The organism is Thalassomonas actiniarum (assembly GCF_000948975.2).
GTDB lineage: Bacteria > Pseudomonadota > Gammaproteobacteria > Enterobacterales > Alteromonadaceae > Thalassomonas > Thalassomonas actiniarum.
The window spans coordinates 5,849,054-5,867,201 of sequence record NZ_CP059735.1; the positions used below are offsets into that span (position 1 = coordinate 5,849,054).

Annotated in this window: 11 protein-coding genes; 3 read left to right on the forward strand and 8 right to left on the reverse strand. The window is 48.2% G+C overall.

Annotated features, from left to right (window positions below; translation table 11 throughout):
* Positions 1 to 148: 148 nt before the first annotated feature.
* The gene (locus SG35_RS25470; protein ID WP_152646654.1) at positions 149 to 586 is read right to left on the reverse strand and encodes a hypothetical protein; all 438 of its coding nucleotides are present in this window, start codon (positions 584 to 586) and stop codon (positions 149 to 151) included.
* A gap of 220 nt (positions 587 to 806) precedes the next feature.
* Between SG35_RS25470 and SG35_RS25475 the strand changes: the two genes are divergently transcribed.
* A complete protein-coding gene (locus SG35_RS25475) occupies positions 807 to 1,505 on the forward strand; it encodes a glutathione S-transferase family protein (protein WP_044833408.1) in 699 nt (232 codons plus the stop codon).
* A gap of 63 nt (positions 1,506 to 1,568) precedes the next feature.
* On the opposite strand, the gene SG35_RS25480 is transcribed toward SG35_RS25475, so the two are convergent.
* The gene (locus SG35_RS25480) at positions 1,569 to 2,309 is read right to left on the reverse strand and encodes a substrate-binding periplasmic protein (protein ID WP_160298310.1); all 741 of its coding nucleotides are present in this window, start codon (positions 2,307 to 2,309) and stop codon (positions 1,569 to 1,571) included.
* Positions 2,310 to 2,833: 524 nt separating this feature from the next.
* Between SG35_RS25480 and SG35_RS25485 the strand changes: the two genes are divergently transcribed.
* A complete protein-coding gene (locus SG35_RS25485; RefSeq protein ID WP_044833410.1) occupies positions 2,834 to 3,082 on the forward strand; it encodes a hypothetical protein in 249 nt (82 codons plus the stop codon).
* Between the two features lie 151 nt (positions 3,083 to 3,233).
* On the opposite strand, the gene SG35_RS25490 is transcribed toward SG35_RS25485, so the two are convergent.
* Both SG35_RS25490 and pulA read right to left on the reverse strand, forming a co-directional pair.
* The gene (locus SG35_RS25490; RefSeq protein ID WP_044833411.1) at positions 3,234 to 5,093 is read right to left on the reverse strand and encodes a GGDEF domain-containing protein; all 1,860 of its coding nucleotides are present in this window, start codon (positions 5,091 to 5,093) and stop codon (positions 3,234 to 3,236) included.
* A 699-nt stretch (positions 5,094 to 5,792) separates the two neighbouring features.
* Entirely contained in the window at positions 5,793 to 10,469 is a 4,677-nt protein-coding gene (pulA, locus tag SG35_RS25495; protein ID WP_053043099.1) for a pullulanase-type alpha-1,6-glucosidase, read from the reverse strand.
* Between the two features lie 210 nt (positions 10,470 to 10,679).
* Here pulA and SG35_RS25500 point away from each other — a divergent pair, with 210 nt between their 5' ends.
* Positions 10,680 to 12,710, forward strand: a complete 2,031-nt coding sequence (locus tag SG35_RS25500) for a glycoside hydrolase family 97 protein (RefSeq protein ID WP_044833412.1) — start codon at positions 10,680 to 10,682, stop codon at positions 12,708 to 12,710.
* A gap of 6 nt (positions 12,711 to 12,716) precedes the next feature.
* Here the strand turns inward: SG35_RS25500 and SG35_RS25505 are convergent, their stop codons facing one another.
* From SG35_RS25505 to SG35_RS25520, 4 genes are all read right to left on the reverse strand, one after another.
* Positions 12,717 to 13,481 (reverse strand): type 2 periplasmic-binding domain-containing protein, encoded by a 765-nt coding sequence (locus tag SG35_RS25505; RefSeq protein ID WP_053043100.1) that lies wholly within the window; start codon positions 13,479 to 13,481, stop codon positions 12,717 to 12,719.
* Positions 13,482 to 13,592: 111 nt separating this feature from the next.
* A complete protein-coding gene (locus tag SG35_RS25510; protein ID WP_044833413.1) occupies positions 13,593 to 14,738 on the reverse strand; it encodes an aminotransferase class I/II-fold pyridoxal phosphate-dependent enzyme in 1,146 nt (381 codons plus the stop codon).
* Between the two features lie 42 nt (positions 14,739 to 14,780).
* Positions 14,781 to 16,904, reverse strand: a complete 2,124-nt coding sequence (ovoA, locus tag SG35_RS25515; RefSeq protein ID WP_044833457.1) for a 5-histidylcysteine sulfoxide synthase — start codon at positions 16,902 to 16,904, stop codon at positions 14,781 to 14,783.
* An 84-nt stretch (positions 16,905 to 16,988) separates the two neighbouring features.
* On the reverse strand, positions 16,989 to 18,137 hold the full coding sequence (locus SG35_RS25520) for a hypothetical protein (RefSeq protein ID WP_236702613.1): 1,149 nt from the start codon (positions 18,135 to 18,137) through the stop codon (positions 16,989 to 16,991).
* Between the last annotated feature and the right edge of the window lie 11 nt (positions 18,138 to 18,148).

The following is an 18,148-nucleotide window of genomic DNA, read 5'->3' on the forward strand; positions in this document are numbered from 1 at the left end:
GACATCAATAGCCGCACAGGATGAAAATCCCGCACGGCTGATCCGGTGTTTGAACACCAAAAAGGAAAATAAAAGTTGTGATTTTTGCGGCGAAAAGAGCCTGTTTTAATTAAAAAACATAAGGTCAAAGCAGCCTTAACGGATGAATTTAACTGTGGTAGGTGATACGACCGGAATACAAACAGTTACCGTCTTTCCAACCGGAAATACGGCAGGCCTGATGATGGTGTGTGAGTTGTTGGTGCCAGATAGGGGCTAACGGCGGATTACTGAGATTTTTAAAAAATGCAGGTGCCAGTTCGGTGGCAAAAAATTCTATTTCGAGGACATACTCAGGCTCGCTTTGCACTTCGGCGGCAAAGACTGGAGCTGTGGCCTGAAGTCCTCTGGGGGGATTGAAGTAGCCGTCAAAGTCGTCATCTTCCCCTAAAAAAGAAAACTGCGCCCGCTCTGACATGACCGTTTCGCTATGCTTAACCCGGCTCTGTTCATCTGAAACTTTAAAAAATGGCACAGCAGCAAAGTTAGCCGTATATACGACTAACAACAACGCCAGGACCATTGTTAAGTTACGCCAGATGCTCATGCTTAAATTTATGCCACACTTTCGTTAACAGGGAAGATTTCGTTTCTTCAGATAATAGCTATATATGGCTGTTTTGGGAGATTTCAACAAAACAGCATTTTTAAGTGGCAAACAGCTTACCTGTAAACAGAAAGCAGCGACAAAACGTGCAGCCGGGAAAATAACTCCTATCCTATAACAAACACCCCACAAACAGGCATAACGCTTAAGCGGAGGACAAATGACAGGCACAGCCCGGTTCACCCTGATCAGCCACATCCTTTGCCCTTATGTACAAAGAGCAGTGATTACCTTAAAAGAACTGGACGTGCCCTATAAGCGCATAGATATAGATCTGGCAAACAAACCCGAATGGTTTTTAGCCTTGTCTCCGCTGGGCAAAGTGCCGCTATTGGTGGTAGATGATGAGACCGTTATATTTGAATCTGAGGTGATTTGCGAATACCTCAATGAAGCCAACCAGGGAAAATTGCTGGCTGAAGATGCTTTGGAAAAAGCGGAACAAAGAGCCTGGATTGAGTTTGCTTCTACCACCCTGAGCATTATCGCCCAACTCTATAATGCAGCAGATAAAGCAGCTTTTAGCCAGCTACAGGAGAAACTCGAACACTTGGGGCAAACCCTGGAAGAGAACCTGGTGCAAGCTGAATACTTCAGCAGTAATGAGTTTTCTCTGGTAGATGCCGCCTTTGCCCCGGCCTTCAGGTATCTGCCATTATTTGAAAGCCTCAGCAAAGAACAGTTTTTTCAACACTTGCCCAAATTGGCACTCTGGGCGCAGTATCTACTGAGCAGGCCCTCGGTTATTGAAGCGGTCAGTGAACATTATCAGCAACAACTGATGGAGTTCCTGGCAAAACGAGAAAGTTATCTGGGACAACTGGCGAAAAGCCAGCTCACCGCTAAAGCTGTTAAATAAACCGCAATAGCTACAGCCAGGAAAAAGACAGAAGAAACTCTTGTCCAATGAATCTGGCAGCTGTCAGTTTTTTTTGAAATCGATATATTCAATGCCGTGCCGACGTTTTAACTCATCGATCTCTTTTTTATGCTTGATTAAGAAAGCATTAAAATCAGTAAGCACTTCTTTATGATAAATAGTGGATAAGAAATAATTGTCTTTGCCAAAAGGCAAGCCGCGGTTCCACGCCACATCCAGATTGGGTAAATTTTGCTTCACATACTTCATACCTACCTGCACATTGACATAAGCCCCGTGTACCCTTCCCGCCTTTAATAATCGGAACAATTGATCCATATCATCCGCTTCCACCAGGGTGATCCTGCCGGTTTGCACCCAGCCCATATAAGGCCAGGGGCTAAATCCCCTGATACTGCCAAGCACCTTAAATTCATCCAACAAGAGATCCTCGTGCTTTTTCAGGGTTAAAATGCCGTCGACAATAGCTGTGGTACTGTTACTGTAATAAATACCATGGCTTTGTTTCATTTGCGTCGACCAGTTCGGGCTATCGGGATATTTGAAATCTATTCTTCCCGCCAGGAAAACCGAAAACAACCGGGAAACATTATAGGCTTTAAACTTGATGTCATATTCATACTTACGGCCAAAAAGTCGCAACAGGTCTACGGAATAGCCGGACAGGGGCTCACCGGCTGTCGCCTGATAAAAAGGCAGGTAATCCAAGGCTTCGATACCGATCACTAACGTTTTATGCTCGGGCTTGCCTGAGCTGGTAAAAGAGATCAGAAGAACAAGCAATGCATAAAAAAAACACCGCAAAATATTAAAGTGAGTTTTTTTCATTATTGCCCCGCTCCGGCTATAGAATGAAAAAGCTGCCGGCCTCGCCCGGAATTGCCTTTGCATTTGACAGTCAGGAATTGATGTTTCCGTCTGTCAGTAAGATAAAAAATTACCTCCAACCATTAAAGCGTGGCACTAAGAGTATTAGTCTGTCCAGCTTCAGGGGAAATAATACTTGAATATGAATAAAATAATCACAGATGAATATCACTTACCATCTCCAAAATAACAAAGGTGATAGCCAGGGTTTATATGCCATCTCCCCCACCGGTATATGTGTCACGACAAGTTAACACTGGCAACTCATGACTTTAAACTCAAAAAATGTAAAATTTTTGTTGCAACCTGGTTGAACAACTAATACCCTTAACATGATAATGTGACAATTTTTTTATTTATAAACCATTGTCATACAATTCATTCATTTACTAGCTTATAAATGATAGTCCAGCTCTCTTCCCATACAAGGAATAATAACAATGAAAAAAACGATATTAGCGGCTCTCGCTTTGATGTTAACGGCCTGTGCCAGTAATGATAACGCCGAAATCGCCAAAAACGACGATGGCTACCGCTGTGAAAAAATATATACCTTAGCCAGCAAAATCCCTAAAAAGGTTTGCACCAACAGCGCACAGCGTAAACATATGGAAGAAAAGTCTAAAGAAGCCTTACGCGAACGACGCAATAACCCGCTTACACAATCCGCATCTTCGGGAACATTCTAAGGTAGTCTTGATAACGGCTGCTAATGCCAACAACTTAGCTGACGGTATTAAAAGCTTGGAAAATAAATAAAGAGTTTCAAGGATGAAGCACTTAATTTTACCACAAGCAACCCTTTGTTTAGCGGTAATAACTTTTAGTCATCAGGAATAATCAAGCACTTACTACCTGGTTTCGCCCCCCGGCTTTTGCCTGATACAAAGCCTTATCCCCCCGGTTAATCAAGTCCTGTAAATTTTTTTCCTCACGGGCACAAACCACACCGAGACTGACGGTTAAATCAATAATATCCGGCTCAACGCCGACCCGGGCTGTCGCCACTTTCGCGCGGATACGCTCGGCGATTTCCACGGCTTTCCCCTGTCGGGTGCCGGGTAATAACAACAAAAACTCTTCTCCACCGATGCGACCGAGGTGATCCTGTTTACGCAGACATTCCTTACTTTTTTCCACCACTTGCACTATCGCCTGATCTCCTGTCTCATGCCCTAAGCTATCATTGACCTGCTTAAAATGGTCGATATCAAAAACGATCAGCGACATGGGATGATTCAATGATACGGCCTGATTGAGCATGTGCTGACCTGTTTCAAAACTATGGCGACGGTTGGCGATCCGGGTCAGGTGATCGGTCTGGGCCCTGTGTCTGAAAATCTTCCGGGTTCTAAGCAAGTGCCAGCTGAGCAAAACCAGGGCAAAAGCCAAAAAAGACACCAGCAACAGGAAAAGATAGGCATTGCGTTTTTGCTCTTGCTCCTTGTCAAACTGCAGGGCATTAATTTGCAGATCTTGCTGCAATATTTTATTGTCGAGCTCGGTAATATTAACATTAAATAAAGAGGCGGTCGTTGAAGTAGAGCGCAAGACAAAATCACGCCGTTGCTCCACCTCCTGATCCAGGCGCAGATAAAATTGCTCCATGGCCGCACTATAATTGCCGGCAAGAAATTCTTTTATTGCCAGTATTTCTAAACTCTCGGTTTGATATTCGGGAAAAGCCGATTGATAATCCATAAGCTGCTGTTCTGCTTCAATAAACTTACCGAGACGAAAATAACTGATAACCAGATATTCATAAGTAAGACGGACAAAATAGACTTCACCTGTTTTATCCCGCTGCTCCAGCGCCAGCAACAGTTGGGCGACACTTTCTTTAAATTTTCCCTGAGCCAATGCCAGGGTGCCGGCGCAAAAATGGCTGAAAAAGATAAAGTCCTTAAATTGTTTTTGGCTTTTCGCCAGGTAAAACAAGGTATCAACATGTTTGCCTGCAAGGTCAAAACGTTTCATATTGATAGCAGTATTTACCAGGGTAAATTGCATATTAAACATATCCTGGTAATCATTGACACTGGCCCATTGCTGATAGGCTTTATTAAGAAAGTCATATGACTTTTCATAGACATTATAGTTTTGATATAACAACCCCGAGGCATTATAAATCATGGCGTGTTCACGGGGAGAAAGCTGGTTATTTGTGGCGATCGCTATCGCCTCGTCAAGCAGGGCAAGTCCCCGGGACAGATCTGCATTAAAGTCTTTAAAACAAAAGGCATAACGTACCAGCACCTTCACCAGTAATTTAGACTGGTTTAATTGCCGCGCCATTTCCAGCGCCTGTTTACGGTCAGGGCAATAAAGCCGGGTATCGTATGTTTGCAGGTACCTGGCATAAGAGCGCTCCAGCAGGCTTTCCACCTGTAAGACCGAAGGCCCCTGATGCCGGGCTTGCTCAAGGGTAATTGCCTGGGTATAAGAGGCCACAGCCCGATCCAGCTGTTCATTTCTCTCCTGGTGATTGCCAAGCAAAAACCAGTATTTCGCCTGTTGCTGCCGATCAAAACCCTCACTATCCTCTTGGTAAGAAAGCAAAAACTCCAGTTGCTCAGCCGGATCGGTTATTGACGCTAATTTTTGCTCGAGGACTTCCAGGCTTTGCCCGTAAGCAGGTGGAAAAAAAGCCAGGTTCAGCATAAAACAGATAACAATAAAAACCCTACTCAGGGAGTACATCAATAAACTCCGGATACAATTAATTCAGGCACAAGTCGCCAAATCAACGGAGTTCATTGCGACCATTTTAATCAAACAGATAATTCAATCTCATTAGTATTATAAAGCAGGACAAGAAATAACGAAGTTATTCTTCATCCATTTAAGAGCAAAGCTCTTAAATATAACACCCTTCATACTCGTCCTGAGTTCGCAGAATTACTGACAGGATATAAGTACTTAGCTTATGCCCTGAGCAAGACTTCCCTGTATATACCCTGCTCCTATTCGTCCTGAGTTCGCTGGATTGCTGAGAGGATATAAGTACTTAACTTATGCCCTGAGCATATAAGCTGCAAAACTTCCCTGTATACACCCTGCTCCTATTCGTCCTGAGTTCGCTGGATTGCTGAGAGGATATAAGTACTTAGCTTATGCCCTGAGCATACAAGCTGCAAGACTTCCCTGTATATACCCTGCTCCTATTCGTCCTGAGTTCGCTGGATTGCTGAGAGGATATAAGCGCTTAGCTTATGCCCTGAGCATATAAGCTGCAAGACTTCCCTGTATATAACCCGCTCTTATTCGTCCTGAGTTCGCTGAATTGCTGAGAGGATATAAGTACTTAGCTTATGCCCTGAGCATATAAGCTGCAAGACTTCCCTGTATAAAAAAGGGAAGCCGTTTGGGCTTCCCTTAAGTGCTCAATAATTACCCTGATTAATCATCACATTGCTCAATAGTCAGGCTCCCCGCCAACCCTTCGCTCACCGGAGGGGAATCTAAAGTCACCGTAAAACGGTAATCGGCAACCCCCAAAGTCGCGGAGTTGTTGTCTGTGCCGCCGTCTCCCCGGTAAAGCGGATAAACCACACCAGCCTGGAGATCGTGTACCAGCTGACCCGGCTCGCCGACGAAATATTGCAGCAACCAGTCATTGGAGTTATCCGCCAGTTTAAAATTTATCTCTCCCGGGGCATTTATTTTCACCTGATAGCGGTTATCCCCCTTATAACTGAGCTGATAATCCGCCAACGGCTGCCACTGGGATAAATCCCCGCGGACAAAAAGCCCGGTATCAGCCAAAGGTCCTGCCTCGGTACTGTCCGGCAGCAGGCAGTTAGTGCTTGGACTTTTGCTGATGGTTAATAGTGGGCTTTGCGGGTCCAGCACGTCAAATAAGAAATCATAACGGCCGTCGGTTGCAATAGTAAGGGATAAGTCTCCCTGGTTGGCCGTCAGGGGTTTGCCCTGGTTCAAAATAACCTCGCCATCGTCGGCGCCAAAGTTCACCGCCTGCCAGTTTTCATCCGCCACTTTAAACTGATAGGCCTGCTCTGCCAGCTCAAGCGAAGTAAAATACCGGCCTCCTCCGAGATAATCAAATACCTGAGCACTGTCCCAGTTATTCATGGTACCACGCAAATAGAACTCGGTAGCACTATAAGCCGGGCTAAATCCGGTTAACGTCAATACCGGTGCCTGTTGTTCAAAGGCATTTAACGAAAACAGGTAATCCCCGGTTTCACTGATTTCCAGGAGAATATCCTCTCCCCCGGCAAGCAAGGCTGATTGCGAACTTGCTCCCGGGATTAAACTGACACCATCACCGCCAAAATTGGTTGCTGCCGACCAGTTGATATCGGCAATTTTAAAACGGTAACTGCCGGTTTCCAGGCTAAGCGCCAGCTGGTATTGATAATCCCCCAGGTAACGAAAAGCATTTACCGTACTCCATTCATTCATGCTGCCGCGTAAATACAGGGCCGTTTCACCGTAAGGTGCGGCAGGATCTACCTCTTTGATTTGTAAATTCACCGCCGCTTTATCCAAAGCATTAAAGGTAAACTGATAACTGCCGGCACGCTCAACCGTCAGCTCAATATTTCCCTCCCCCGCTTGTAATATCCTACTCTGCTCCAGCGGTACATTCGCCAGATCTGCGCTGATACCATAATTGATGGCATTCCAGGCAGCATCGGCAATCTTAAACTGATAGGAGCCCGCTTCCAGGTTAACTGCTACCCGGTAGTCGCCATTGCCGTCAAAAGTCAGCTCATGCTCCAATCCCCAGCCATTCATGTCTCCGCGCAAATAAACCCGGCTGCTGCCAAAAGGTTTGATATTGCTGTAATCCTTATTATCGGTATTCACCGCTAAACCGGCTCCCTGGCTCGCCCCCTGTGGCTGAACAAAAACCGCCACCGATAACGGCGGAATAGTAAAGGTACCGTTAGCAAATGTTGCCTGTTTAACCTGCTGATCCGCCCCATGCTGCTGGACATCATGCAGGCTAAATCCCTGACTGCCGGCTAAATGGAAACTCTGGCTTTGGTCGTCATGGTTAAAGATCACCACCACGGCATCATAGTTGGCATCAAGATCTGTAACATTAGTCCCGTCGTCGATGGACATCACTATCAGCCCCGATACCTGGTCCGGTCCGACATTACGAAAATCGACCCTTTGCATAATATCCGCGGCAGTGCGCAGGCGAAACAATTCACTGCTGCTGCGGATTTTCACCATATCCATAAAGACAGCACTGCTGGTGCTGATGTCTTGCGGCGAGGGAATATCCAAACCGTTATTACTGGCCACTACCTGCGATATCAAGGGCCAATTGTCCTGATCTTTTTCCGCCGGCGGCAGACCGACATGATAGTTATTGCCTTGTTTGGAAAAATCGACCTTGTTAAACCAGTCGCCGAAATCAAAACTGTCGCGGGCCATGGACTTGGAACGTAACAGCTCAGATCCCATTTGGAAAAAAGGGATCCCCTGGGCATAAACCGGATAAGCCAAAGACAATAGCTGTAAACGCACCCGATCTGCCGTGCTGGTGCCATAAGGAATACGGTACTGGTTATTGTCCCACAGGGTCTGGTTATCATGTTTGGAGACATAGTTGATCATATCCGCCGGATCTAAGGCATAAGCCGTGGCCTGGTCGTGATAAGGTACCTGTTCGCCGGTGACGGTATTACCGCTGCTATCGAGCAGGACAAAATCCACCAGGTTGCCCGCCAGCGAAACCCTGGCCTGATCCATGGATAATTCATGCTCGGCCTGATAGTCACTGGCAAGTTCATTAATATTTACCCCTAAGCCATTCCCTAAGCCCTGGTTGCTGCGCAGCTGCTCCCCTCCTTCAAACGGCCCGCCGCCACGCACCGCATCACGCAGGCGATCGGAGAAGGTGCCGATTGAAGTACCGGCCATATTAACCTGCCCCGCCTGTTCAAACAGGGCGTCATTGGCAACTTCACCAAAGTTCCAGCCCTCGCCGTAAAAGTAGTTGTCGCTGTCCACCGCCCACACGGCTTCGCGGGCCGCCAGCATGGCAGCTTTGGGCTGGTGTCCCATCAAATCAAAGCGAAAGCCGTCGATGCGGTAATCCCGGGCCCAGACTACCAAAGAGTCGGTCATTAATTTCGCCATCATTTTATGCTCGGTGGCAGTATTATCACAACAGGTGGACATCTGGACATTGCCGGTTAACGGATCCAGACGGTGGTAATAGCCGGGTACGACCTTATCCAGCACCGAGCGATCGTTTAAACCCGAGGCATTGGTGTGGTTATACACCACATCCATCACCACCCGGTAGCCGAGATCATGCAAGGCCATCACCATCTGACGGAACTCTTTGATGCGGGACACCCCCTGGGGATTTTTCGCATAGCTGCCTTCGGGTACGGTATAGTGGAAGGGATCATAACCCCAGTTAAAGCTGTCCAGGGTACGTAATTCATTGACTAAAGCCTGTGCTTCCTCCCCTTCGGGGGAATAAGCGGCCAACACTTGCGCCACGCTTTGCGCTTGGTTGATATCTGAGCTGCAAATTTGCGCACCCGAGTTGATGCTGCATAAATGACTGATACTGCTGTCCAGATCTACAACGCTATCGGCGTCTTCATTTACCGTCGCAATATCGAATATCGGCAGCAAATGAAAATGGTTCATACCGGCCGCCTGCAGGGCTTTCAAATGTTTAATACCGTCCGAGTCGCTTTCGCTAAAGGCAGCATATTTACCCTTAGCAGTTTCATCCGATAAGTTTTGCTCAAAGGCGCTGAAATCCCTGACATGGGCTTCGTAAATCATGATGTCTTCCGGCGCCGCGATAGCCGGCACCTGATGTTCATTCCAGCCCTGCGGTTGACTGTACTCACCACTGAGGTTAACCACCTGGGAATAAAGGCTGTTGGTGGACAGGCTCAGAGAATAAGGATCGGTCACCACCATAGTCTCAATCTGGTTGGAGAGCGGATGATAGGCGGTAATTTCATAGCGGTAATAATATAACTCAGCTGCACCGCCCCCGGCATAATGCCAGATGCCGTTATCGTCTTCCGTCATCGGGAACGGGGTACCGCCTAAAGGCTGGAAGTTTTCATCAAACAGCTGCAACTTCACGCTTTGCGCCGTCGGCGCCCAAAGAGAAAAAGCAATACCGTTGTCAAAACTTAGCCCAAGCGTTTGTTCATCGGCATCATTTTCACCCGCGGTATAAACATGGTCCAGTACCCCGGGAATTTGTACCTGGGTCATGGCCACCACTTCACCGGCATCATTTTTAGCTACGGCAATCAGCTGCCCCTTAAGCAGGGTTTTCACCTCAAGCTCCGGCGGCAGCTGCCAGCCGAAAAACTCCGATAAATGGGGAAACTTGTCATAAACCGATTGCGAAAAAGTCGCCGCCGGAGACAGTGCATAGCCCTGGCCGCCACGGATCTGTTTCGTGGTTTCATCCAAACTGATATCCGCCGTTTCCGAGCTATAAAGTTCGACAACAGCAAAGTTAGCACCCGGAGTCCAGGCCAGGGTCTGTTGATCCACCCAGTGGGCCCCGGCCCCGCTCAAGGTAACCGAAATCGTTGCGCCGGCCTCATAGAGCACTTTACTTTGCCCGTGAAAGGTAAAGGCATGACGGCTCGGTTGGCTTAAGTCAAAACTGGAGTTATTATCTCCCAGCGCCTTGTCATCACCTTTATGAAGAATGAAATTCAGACAGTCACCGCTGTCGGGTTGATAATCCAGCAAATAATAAGCGCCATAATCGTCACTGATACCGGTATAGGGATAGGGATCCTGCCACTGGCTAAAGTGGGGGGAATTAAGGGTGGCCCCGGCATAATCACCGCAGCCTTCGCCATTCCATAAATGCAGCCCCCAGCCGTCATATACCCCGTCTTCCCGGCGGTAATAAACGGCGATCTGATTATCTCCAAGGGCCACGGTATTAATCTCAGGCCCCCGCTCTTGCCCGGATAAATCAGTGGTAATGCTGGGCTCACTGGTATTACATCCCGCCAGGGCCAGACTGGCGGTAATAACCAAAGAGTTGAGCACACCGGTACTGAGGCGTTTTGAATGCTTATCGGAGTTTTTCATCTTGCAGGGCTTCCTTATTATTGTTATTCCTTAAAATAAACATCCCAAGACAAAATATCACCTCGGGCGAAGTTGAATACGTATGCAGCCTCCTGCCAAACCTCCGATGAAGTTTTACACTGGTTCACCAGCATAATCACAACCGGGATCATAATGACGTATTTTCGAAGTAAGCTAGCCAGCCCTTTATCTGCAAGAGCCGCAACGGTAATGTTCGCCCTGAGCTTTGCCTTATTACCACCACAGGCGACTGCCAAAAGCTTTAATATCAGCTCTCCCGACGGCAGCATCACCCTCGCCGTCAATGATGATAACGGCCCAAGCTACCGGGTCAGCTTCAACGGGCTGACGGTGATCGAACCTTCACAACTGGGCATGGCGTTTAAAGCAGTACCCGGTTTTGATACCAGCTTTACCATAGCATCAGTTGAACAAAACCAGGTTAACAGCAGTTGGCAACAACCCTGGGGAGAGCGGCAAACGGTAGTAGATCACCACAACGAGCTCCTGGTCCGCTTTAACTCATCGCGACAGCTCAGCAACCACTACCAGGTACGATTTCGGGTCTTTAACGACGGTTTAGGTTTTCGTTATGAAGTGCCGAAACAAAACGGCCTGACGGGTATGGTTGAAATTACCGATGAATTAACCGAGTTTAATATTCCAGAGGCAGAGCAAACCACCGCCTGGTGGATCCCCGCCCGCGGCTGGAACCGCTATGAATACCTGTATAACACCACCCCCTTATCCGACATCGACCGCGTCCATACTCCTTTCACTTTCAAACTAAAAAACCGGGTACATGTCAGTATCCATGAAGCGGCGCTGGTGGATTACGCCGCCATGACATTGAACCAGCAAAGAACAGGGAAACTCAAAGCAGATCTAACCCCCTGGTCCGACGGCATTTTGGTAAAAACAAAAGCCGATTTTCATACCCCCTGGCGCACCATTCAAATAAGCCCGGATGCTGTCGGTTTACTCAATTCAGACTTAATCTTAAATCTCAACGAACCCAGTAAAATCGCCGATACTTCCTGGATCAAACCCGGCAAATATATAGGTATCTGGTGGGGCATGCATATCAATGAAACCACTTGGGGCAGCGGCGACCGCCATGGTGCCACCACAAGTGAAACCAAACGTTATATGGATTTTGCTGCCGAAAACGGCTTTGACGGCGTGCTGGTGGAAGGCTGGAATATCGGCTGGGACGGCGACTGGTTCTTTAACGGCGATATCTTTAACTTTACCCGAAGTTATGACGATTTTGACCTGAAAGCCGTCACCGACTATGGCCAAAAATTAGGGGTAAGACTTATCGGCCACCATGAAACCTCCGGCAGCGTGACTAACTACCGCAACCAGCTGGATGATGCCTATGACTTATACCAAAAACATCATGTCAGCCAGATAAAGACCGGCTATGTCGCCGATGGCGGCGATATCAAACGTATAGATGAGAGCGGCGTGGTACGCCATGAATGGCACGACGGCCAGTTCACCATCGGGGAATATTTGCACAGCGTAAAAGAAGCCGCCAAACGTAAGATCAGCATTAATACCCATGAGCCGATCAAAGATACCGGGCTAAGGCGTACTTATCCTAACTGGCTCACTCGCGAAGGGGCTCGGGGACAGGAATTTAATGCCTGGGCCAATCCCGCCAACGGCCCCGAGCATACCGCTATGTTGCCTTTTACCCGCATGCTTGCCGGGCCGATGGACTTTACTCCGGGGATCTTTAATTTCGACTTTAATGACGACAACCCGGAAAAAGCCGGTATACGGCCGCAAACCACTTTAGCCAAGCAGTTAGCTTTATACGTAGTGTTATACAGTCCGGTGCAGATGGCAGCGGACCTGCCAAGAAACTATCAGGCAAACCTGCCGGCATTCCAGTTTATCAAGGACGTGCCTGCCGACTGGCAGCAAAGTCAGGCACTTGCCGGTGAGGTAGGAGATTATGTGGTTTTTGCCCGCCAGGAGCGAAATGGCAAGGATTGGTATCTAGGTGCCTTAACCGACGAACAGGCAAGAGAGGTTGAAATACCGCTAAGCTTTCTCGAAAGCGGCACGCAATACCAGGCACAAATTTACCGGGACGGAGCAAAGGCACATTGGTTAAATAACCCATATGACTTAGTGATAGAGCAAAAAACAGTGACTGCCAAAGATAAACTGACCTTGTCGCTCGCCGCCAGTGGCGGTACCGCCATTCGCTTTAAGCGGATAAGATAAGCCAAGTTACTTTGATATTGGACGAATGTCAGGAAGCAAGGTTTTTCTGGCATTCGCAACCTCCTGCCATAACTTTTCCGCCAACTGAGCATGCTTGCGGTAAAACTGGTGACTTAACACCAAGTAATAATCCCGGGTTTCCAATGGCGGCCAATCCCTTTCGATATCAGTGATCTGCCGTACCTTGATATAAGGCTCCAGCAAAATATCCTGAGTTGCCACCGCATCTATCCGACCGGATTTTAATAACCGGTAGAGCTGATCGACATCTTGCACTTCAGCCACGGCCAGGCGGTGAGCGCGTAACATCGCATTAATGGAGAACCCCGACTGTGTGGCAACAGACACCCCTTCAGGCGTAAAGCGTTCGCCGTCCCAATCAGCCTTTGCGCCTTTATTACGGTAAAGAAAATAACTGATCTGGGCGATACGTTTATTAATATCCGGCAAACCGGCTTTCATCGGATAAACGCCAAAAACTTCACGTTCTTTCAGATAGGAAAAAATGAAAACCCCGTCTATCACCCCATGATGTAAATGGTTCAATATCAGGCGATTAGAATAACGTTCAAATATCACCCTGATACCGACCTTTTCGGCTGCGGTTTTGATGATATCAATAGCAATGCCCGGGGGAGAGGCTACCTTAGCTCCTGTGCCTAACTGGTAGGGATAAGACTCGGTATCACTATAGGCCAGACGGATCTCCTGCTGCGCTCGTGCATCTACGAAAAGAAAAAGCAGCAGTAACAGAAAAATAAAGCGAAACATAAATTACCCGGCTCAGTAAATTATGTATAACTATAGTGTAAGGCAAGCTGGTGAGATATTTTTCAGCAGCAGGTTTTAATAAAAAATGATCGCAGAGCAAAGAGCTTACCGCTATGCCTTAACATGACCATCAACGCAGCTATCAACAAAGTCTTGCAAGAGAGCTAAAGCCCCGGGAAAGTCCAGCTGTCCAAGACCAAGGCGAAAACATTCTCCCTCCAGCCCGAACAGGTTCGCCGGTAATAACAAAAGCTTATGCTTACGGGCGAGATCCGGCCCCCAATCTTTGATTGGCCTTTTTAAATGAGATTTCACTAAGGTCATAATGCCCGCCTGAGGCGGCTGCCATGAAAACAACCCGGCATTGCTATCGACAAAACGCTGAAAATGTCTGATGTTATCACTGATGATATGGTTATTTCGCGTCAGGATATTATCGCTATGTTGCAGCGCCATCACTGCCAGCTGTTCATCCACGGCCGAGGTACAAATTGAGCCATAGGCTTTCACCGACAGTAATTGAGCCAATAAGTTTTTATCCGGTGACAGCACCCAGCCGATACGTAGCCCGGCCAGGCCGAAGCTTTTCGACATCACGCCAACCACCAGGCTTTTTTCATAACTGAGATAATCATGAGCCAACGACAGGTCATCATAGTTGCTCGCCTGGGTGACATCATCGGCTAACAGATAGCAATGATGCTTTTTCGCCAGAACCAGTACCTGTTTTGCCGCTTCACTGTCGATAATGCTGCCGGTAGGGTTATGGGGGGAGTTAATGACGATCAACCTGGTATTATCATTCACCTTAGCCGCCAGCTGCTCCATGTCCATACGCCAGCTATCCGCCTCTTGCAGGGGGATGGCATTGACCTTCACTCCCATAGCCTGCGCCATAGTCACCAGGGAAGGATAATTGGGCGTAAAGACAACTATCTCATCTCCCGGCGATAGCAGGCTTGTATAAATCGCCGCCAGCGCCTCCTGCGCCCCGCAAAAGGTCAGCACATTATCTTGATCAAATGGATAACTTTTCCGGTTAAGGGTCTGATGGAAGTGGACAATCTCCTGCCTTAACGCTACCGACCCCGACAGGGGGGCATAAGTTAAAGACAACTCCGCCAGGTTTTTATCCGCCAGTTGGCACAGCTCGGCTACCGTCAGCGCCTGGGCGCAGGAGTTGCTGAGGTTAAAGGTGATCTCGGTATTAAGGCCCTGGCTATAGGCAATATGCGCCGGTAATGTTAATGCTTTCATATTACTCCCCCAGGCACAAACCTGCACACTTGAAAGAGCGACTTAGTCATTTTTCAGCTGCCACACCGTCAGTTGCTGTTCGCTCACCTGGTAATTACGCCGGTTGGCTTTCAGCACCCGGGTGATCTCCTGCTGTTCAAGCAAATTAAAATGTCCTGCCAAATATTGCCGTAAACCGTCAAAGCCGGTGACATTCTCACCGTTGACCTTAATGCCCCCCAGCCATTTACTTTTTTCAGTGATCTGCTCGCTAAAGCCATAATCGGAAACCAGCACCAACAAACCGCCGGCTTTCAGCCTTTGCCTGATAGTGGCCAAAAATAGCCGCGGGTCATAACTTAACTCCAGCACCTGCTGTGCCAGGATAACATCATAATCGCTAAATATAGCCTTAAGATTGGCGGCATCTCCCTGGCAAAAATTGATTTTATCCCGACCCTGTTCCAGTCCTAAACCCGTTAAGTTGATCTCCTTAAAGTCGACGATATCCCCTTCATTTTCACAGGTATAACGGACACTGTTCCCCTGCTGTAGCCTGACGCCATGCTGAATATAGCGGGCAGAGAAATCTACGGCATCGATATGGCCAAAATCCGGCGCCAATTCAAAAGCACAGCGACCGACGCTACAGCCAAGATCCAACATTTTTCCCCTGGAGATGGCATATTTATCCGTAAGAGCAATCAGCTTTTGCGCCAACTGCTGTGCATAATTCCCCAGGTTTAAACCGGGCTCGCCATAATGATTTTCCAGCTGCCGGCAGATCTCCCGGCTGGTTTCATAATGATTAACCGCAATTGCCGGTATTTCCTCAAACTCGCTGTGGATGTAACGGAAACCGGCATGCTGAAAAAAATGCCGCCGAAAAGCATAACGGGAAGATTTACAGGCTTCATTACCGGTAGAAATCCAGGAGCCCCCCTTGATCAGGTTATGCTTGCCGTCAAAGGTCGGGGTGGAGAAATCATCATATAGGGGATGTACTTCAAAGCCGTTAAAACCGTCGATAGCCGATTCCGTCCACTGCCAGACATTGCCGGTAATATCAAACAGGCCATCGGTTTCAAAGCGGTTTACCGGGCAGGAGGAGGCAAAATACTGCAAGTTGATATTGCCGGGGGCTTCCTGCCAGTCGACTAAATCAGTGGGGATCTTATCCCGCAAACAGTACCACTCGGCTTCCGTCGGCAAACGGATATAACCGCTGCTTTGCCCGGATTTCCAGCGGCAAAAGGCATGGGCTTCAAGGTAATTCACTTCCACCGGCCAATCCAGCGGCAAAGGCATTTCTGATAGCAGGTTGCGCTGGAAGTAGCTTTCTCCCTTTTTCAGCCAGAAACGCGGCATGCTTGCCCGGGTAAAAGCCAGCCATTGCTGCCCTTCTTCATTCCAGTATGCGGGGTTATCATATCCCCCCGCCTCGACAAAGCCTAAAAACTCCTGATTCGACACCAGGTACCTGGAGGCCTGAAAATCCCTGACCTCAAGCTCTGCCTGCCCGTATTCGTTATCCCAGCCATACGTGTGATCGCTATCGGCCTTGCCTAAATGAACCGTTTTCCCAGTTACCGCCACTAAAGTATTTTGCGGGGCATCGCCGCTGTAGGGACAAGCCTGCCACTGCTCGCTCGGGGTCAGGTACTGCAGCGGCAACATCCGCATGATCACCGAGGAAGTTTCAATATGAATACGCTCATGCTCACAGCCCATCAGGATCACCCAGGCGAGGGAGTCTTTTGTTATCGGCAAACTTAATTCCATGGTATCGATCAGCTGCTCGACCAAAGCCTTTACCTGCTTGCGATAAGCAGTCACTTCATTGACCGCCGGCCAGTCGTAATGGCTGCTGTCGAGATCGTCCCAGCTCATTTCATCGACACCGACGGCGCAGATGGCTTCCAGTTTTTCATTGATGCGTTTATCCAGGTATTTGCCCAGGATAAATTTATTGATGTAAAAAGTGGCGGTATGGCCAAAATAAAAAATCAGCGGATGGCGTAATTTTTCCGGACGCAGATAAAACGCCTCGGGATCCTTGATCAGGGAAAATAACGAATCATAGCTGTCCCAGCTATTTTGAAAATACGCCTTCAATTCGGCTCTTTTCTGCTTGGCACATGTCCCCGTCAATAACGGAGGTGTCATTTGTTGTTTCGTGATATTCATTGGCCAGGTATTCACCTTGTTATTTTTGTCTTTTATTGCCGGCACGTCATTTGCCGGCAAACCCGCTGATTATTTGCTATTGCTCTAATAAAACGTTTTTTGCTGATATTTAGCTAAGACACTGCTTTTTAATTTATCTCCTAATTTCCCTGAGTTTTCAACAGATAAATCAGCCATATCTTTTGCGGTTTGCATATTAAGCTGTACCGCATTAATCCGCTCGCTAAACCACTGCTGGCGGGCAAACAAGCTGACGGCATCAAAGCCATCCTTATCATGATTAAGGGCTCCGGGCAGGCTGACAGGGGCAGGCGGCGCTTTTAAACCGGCCTGACAGCCCTTGTGGTTATAAACCTCCAAGGCATCGACTAAGTTCACCAGGGCAAAAACAACATTCAGGTAGGGATTGTAATGCTTGCTCGAAGCCCCCAGCCGGTGCTCGATACGGGCGGTTTTTTGCCAGTTTTTCCTGCTGAGCAATACCTGATTGGCGGCATCATATAATAACGGCTCAACTCCCATATCCTGGTTATGTTTGCCGTATTCTTTATACAAAGCGATGCTGCCCTGATGGCCGCCGGAAATATCCACCGGCGAGCAAAGTTCTTTTGCCAGGCCGTAACGGCTTTTCAAAAGCAGGCGCTCAAAGGCATCTTCTTCCGGCAGATAAAGCAGACAGCAAGCTAGACTGGTTTGCAGAAAACACTGCTGCAGGTATTCGCCAAAACCATGTTTGGCAATAATATTTTCACCCGAGCCATTGCTGGCGCTGATATTGATTTGCACCGCATTGGGAATATGCACCGCCCGGGCCTCGCCGGAAAAAATATTGCTGCAGCCCAGGGCAAGCTGCCCCTTGTCTCCGCACCAGACCACAGGTGTGATCAGGGTTTGTACTACTCCCTGCTGTGCGAATAAATAAGGTAATTTCTCCAGTGCAAACGCCAGGTTATCGGCTTCCTTCAACGGCGTCTGGCCATTAAAAACAGAGACGTACTCCCACTGATGAGACCAGTATTCCGGCACCAGTTCAGCGTCGATGCCAAGGGAGCCCAATTGCCGGTTAAGCAGGGCAAAGTCCAGTTCCTGGTTTGCCCGGCAAGGAGGAAAGCGATAGCAGCCTTCCAGCTCGAAATGTACCGCAGGGCTATAACCCAACTTATGGATATAAGACTCAAGTAAGCCTATCACCTGCCGTGCCAGGGCGCTGGTATCATCCATAGGGCGATTCACAGATTTGCCAT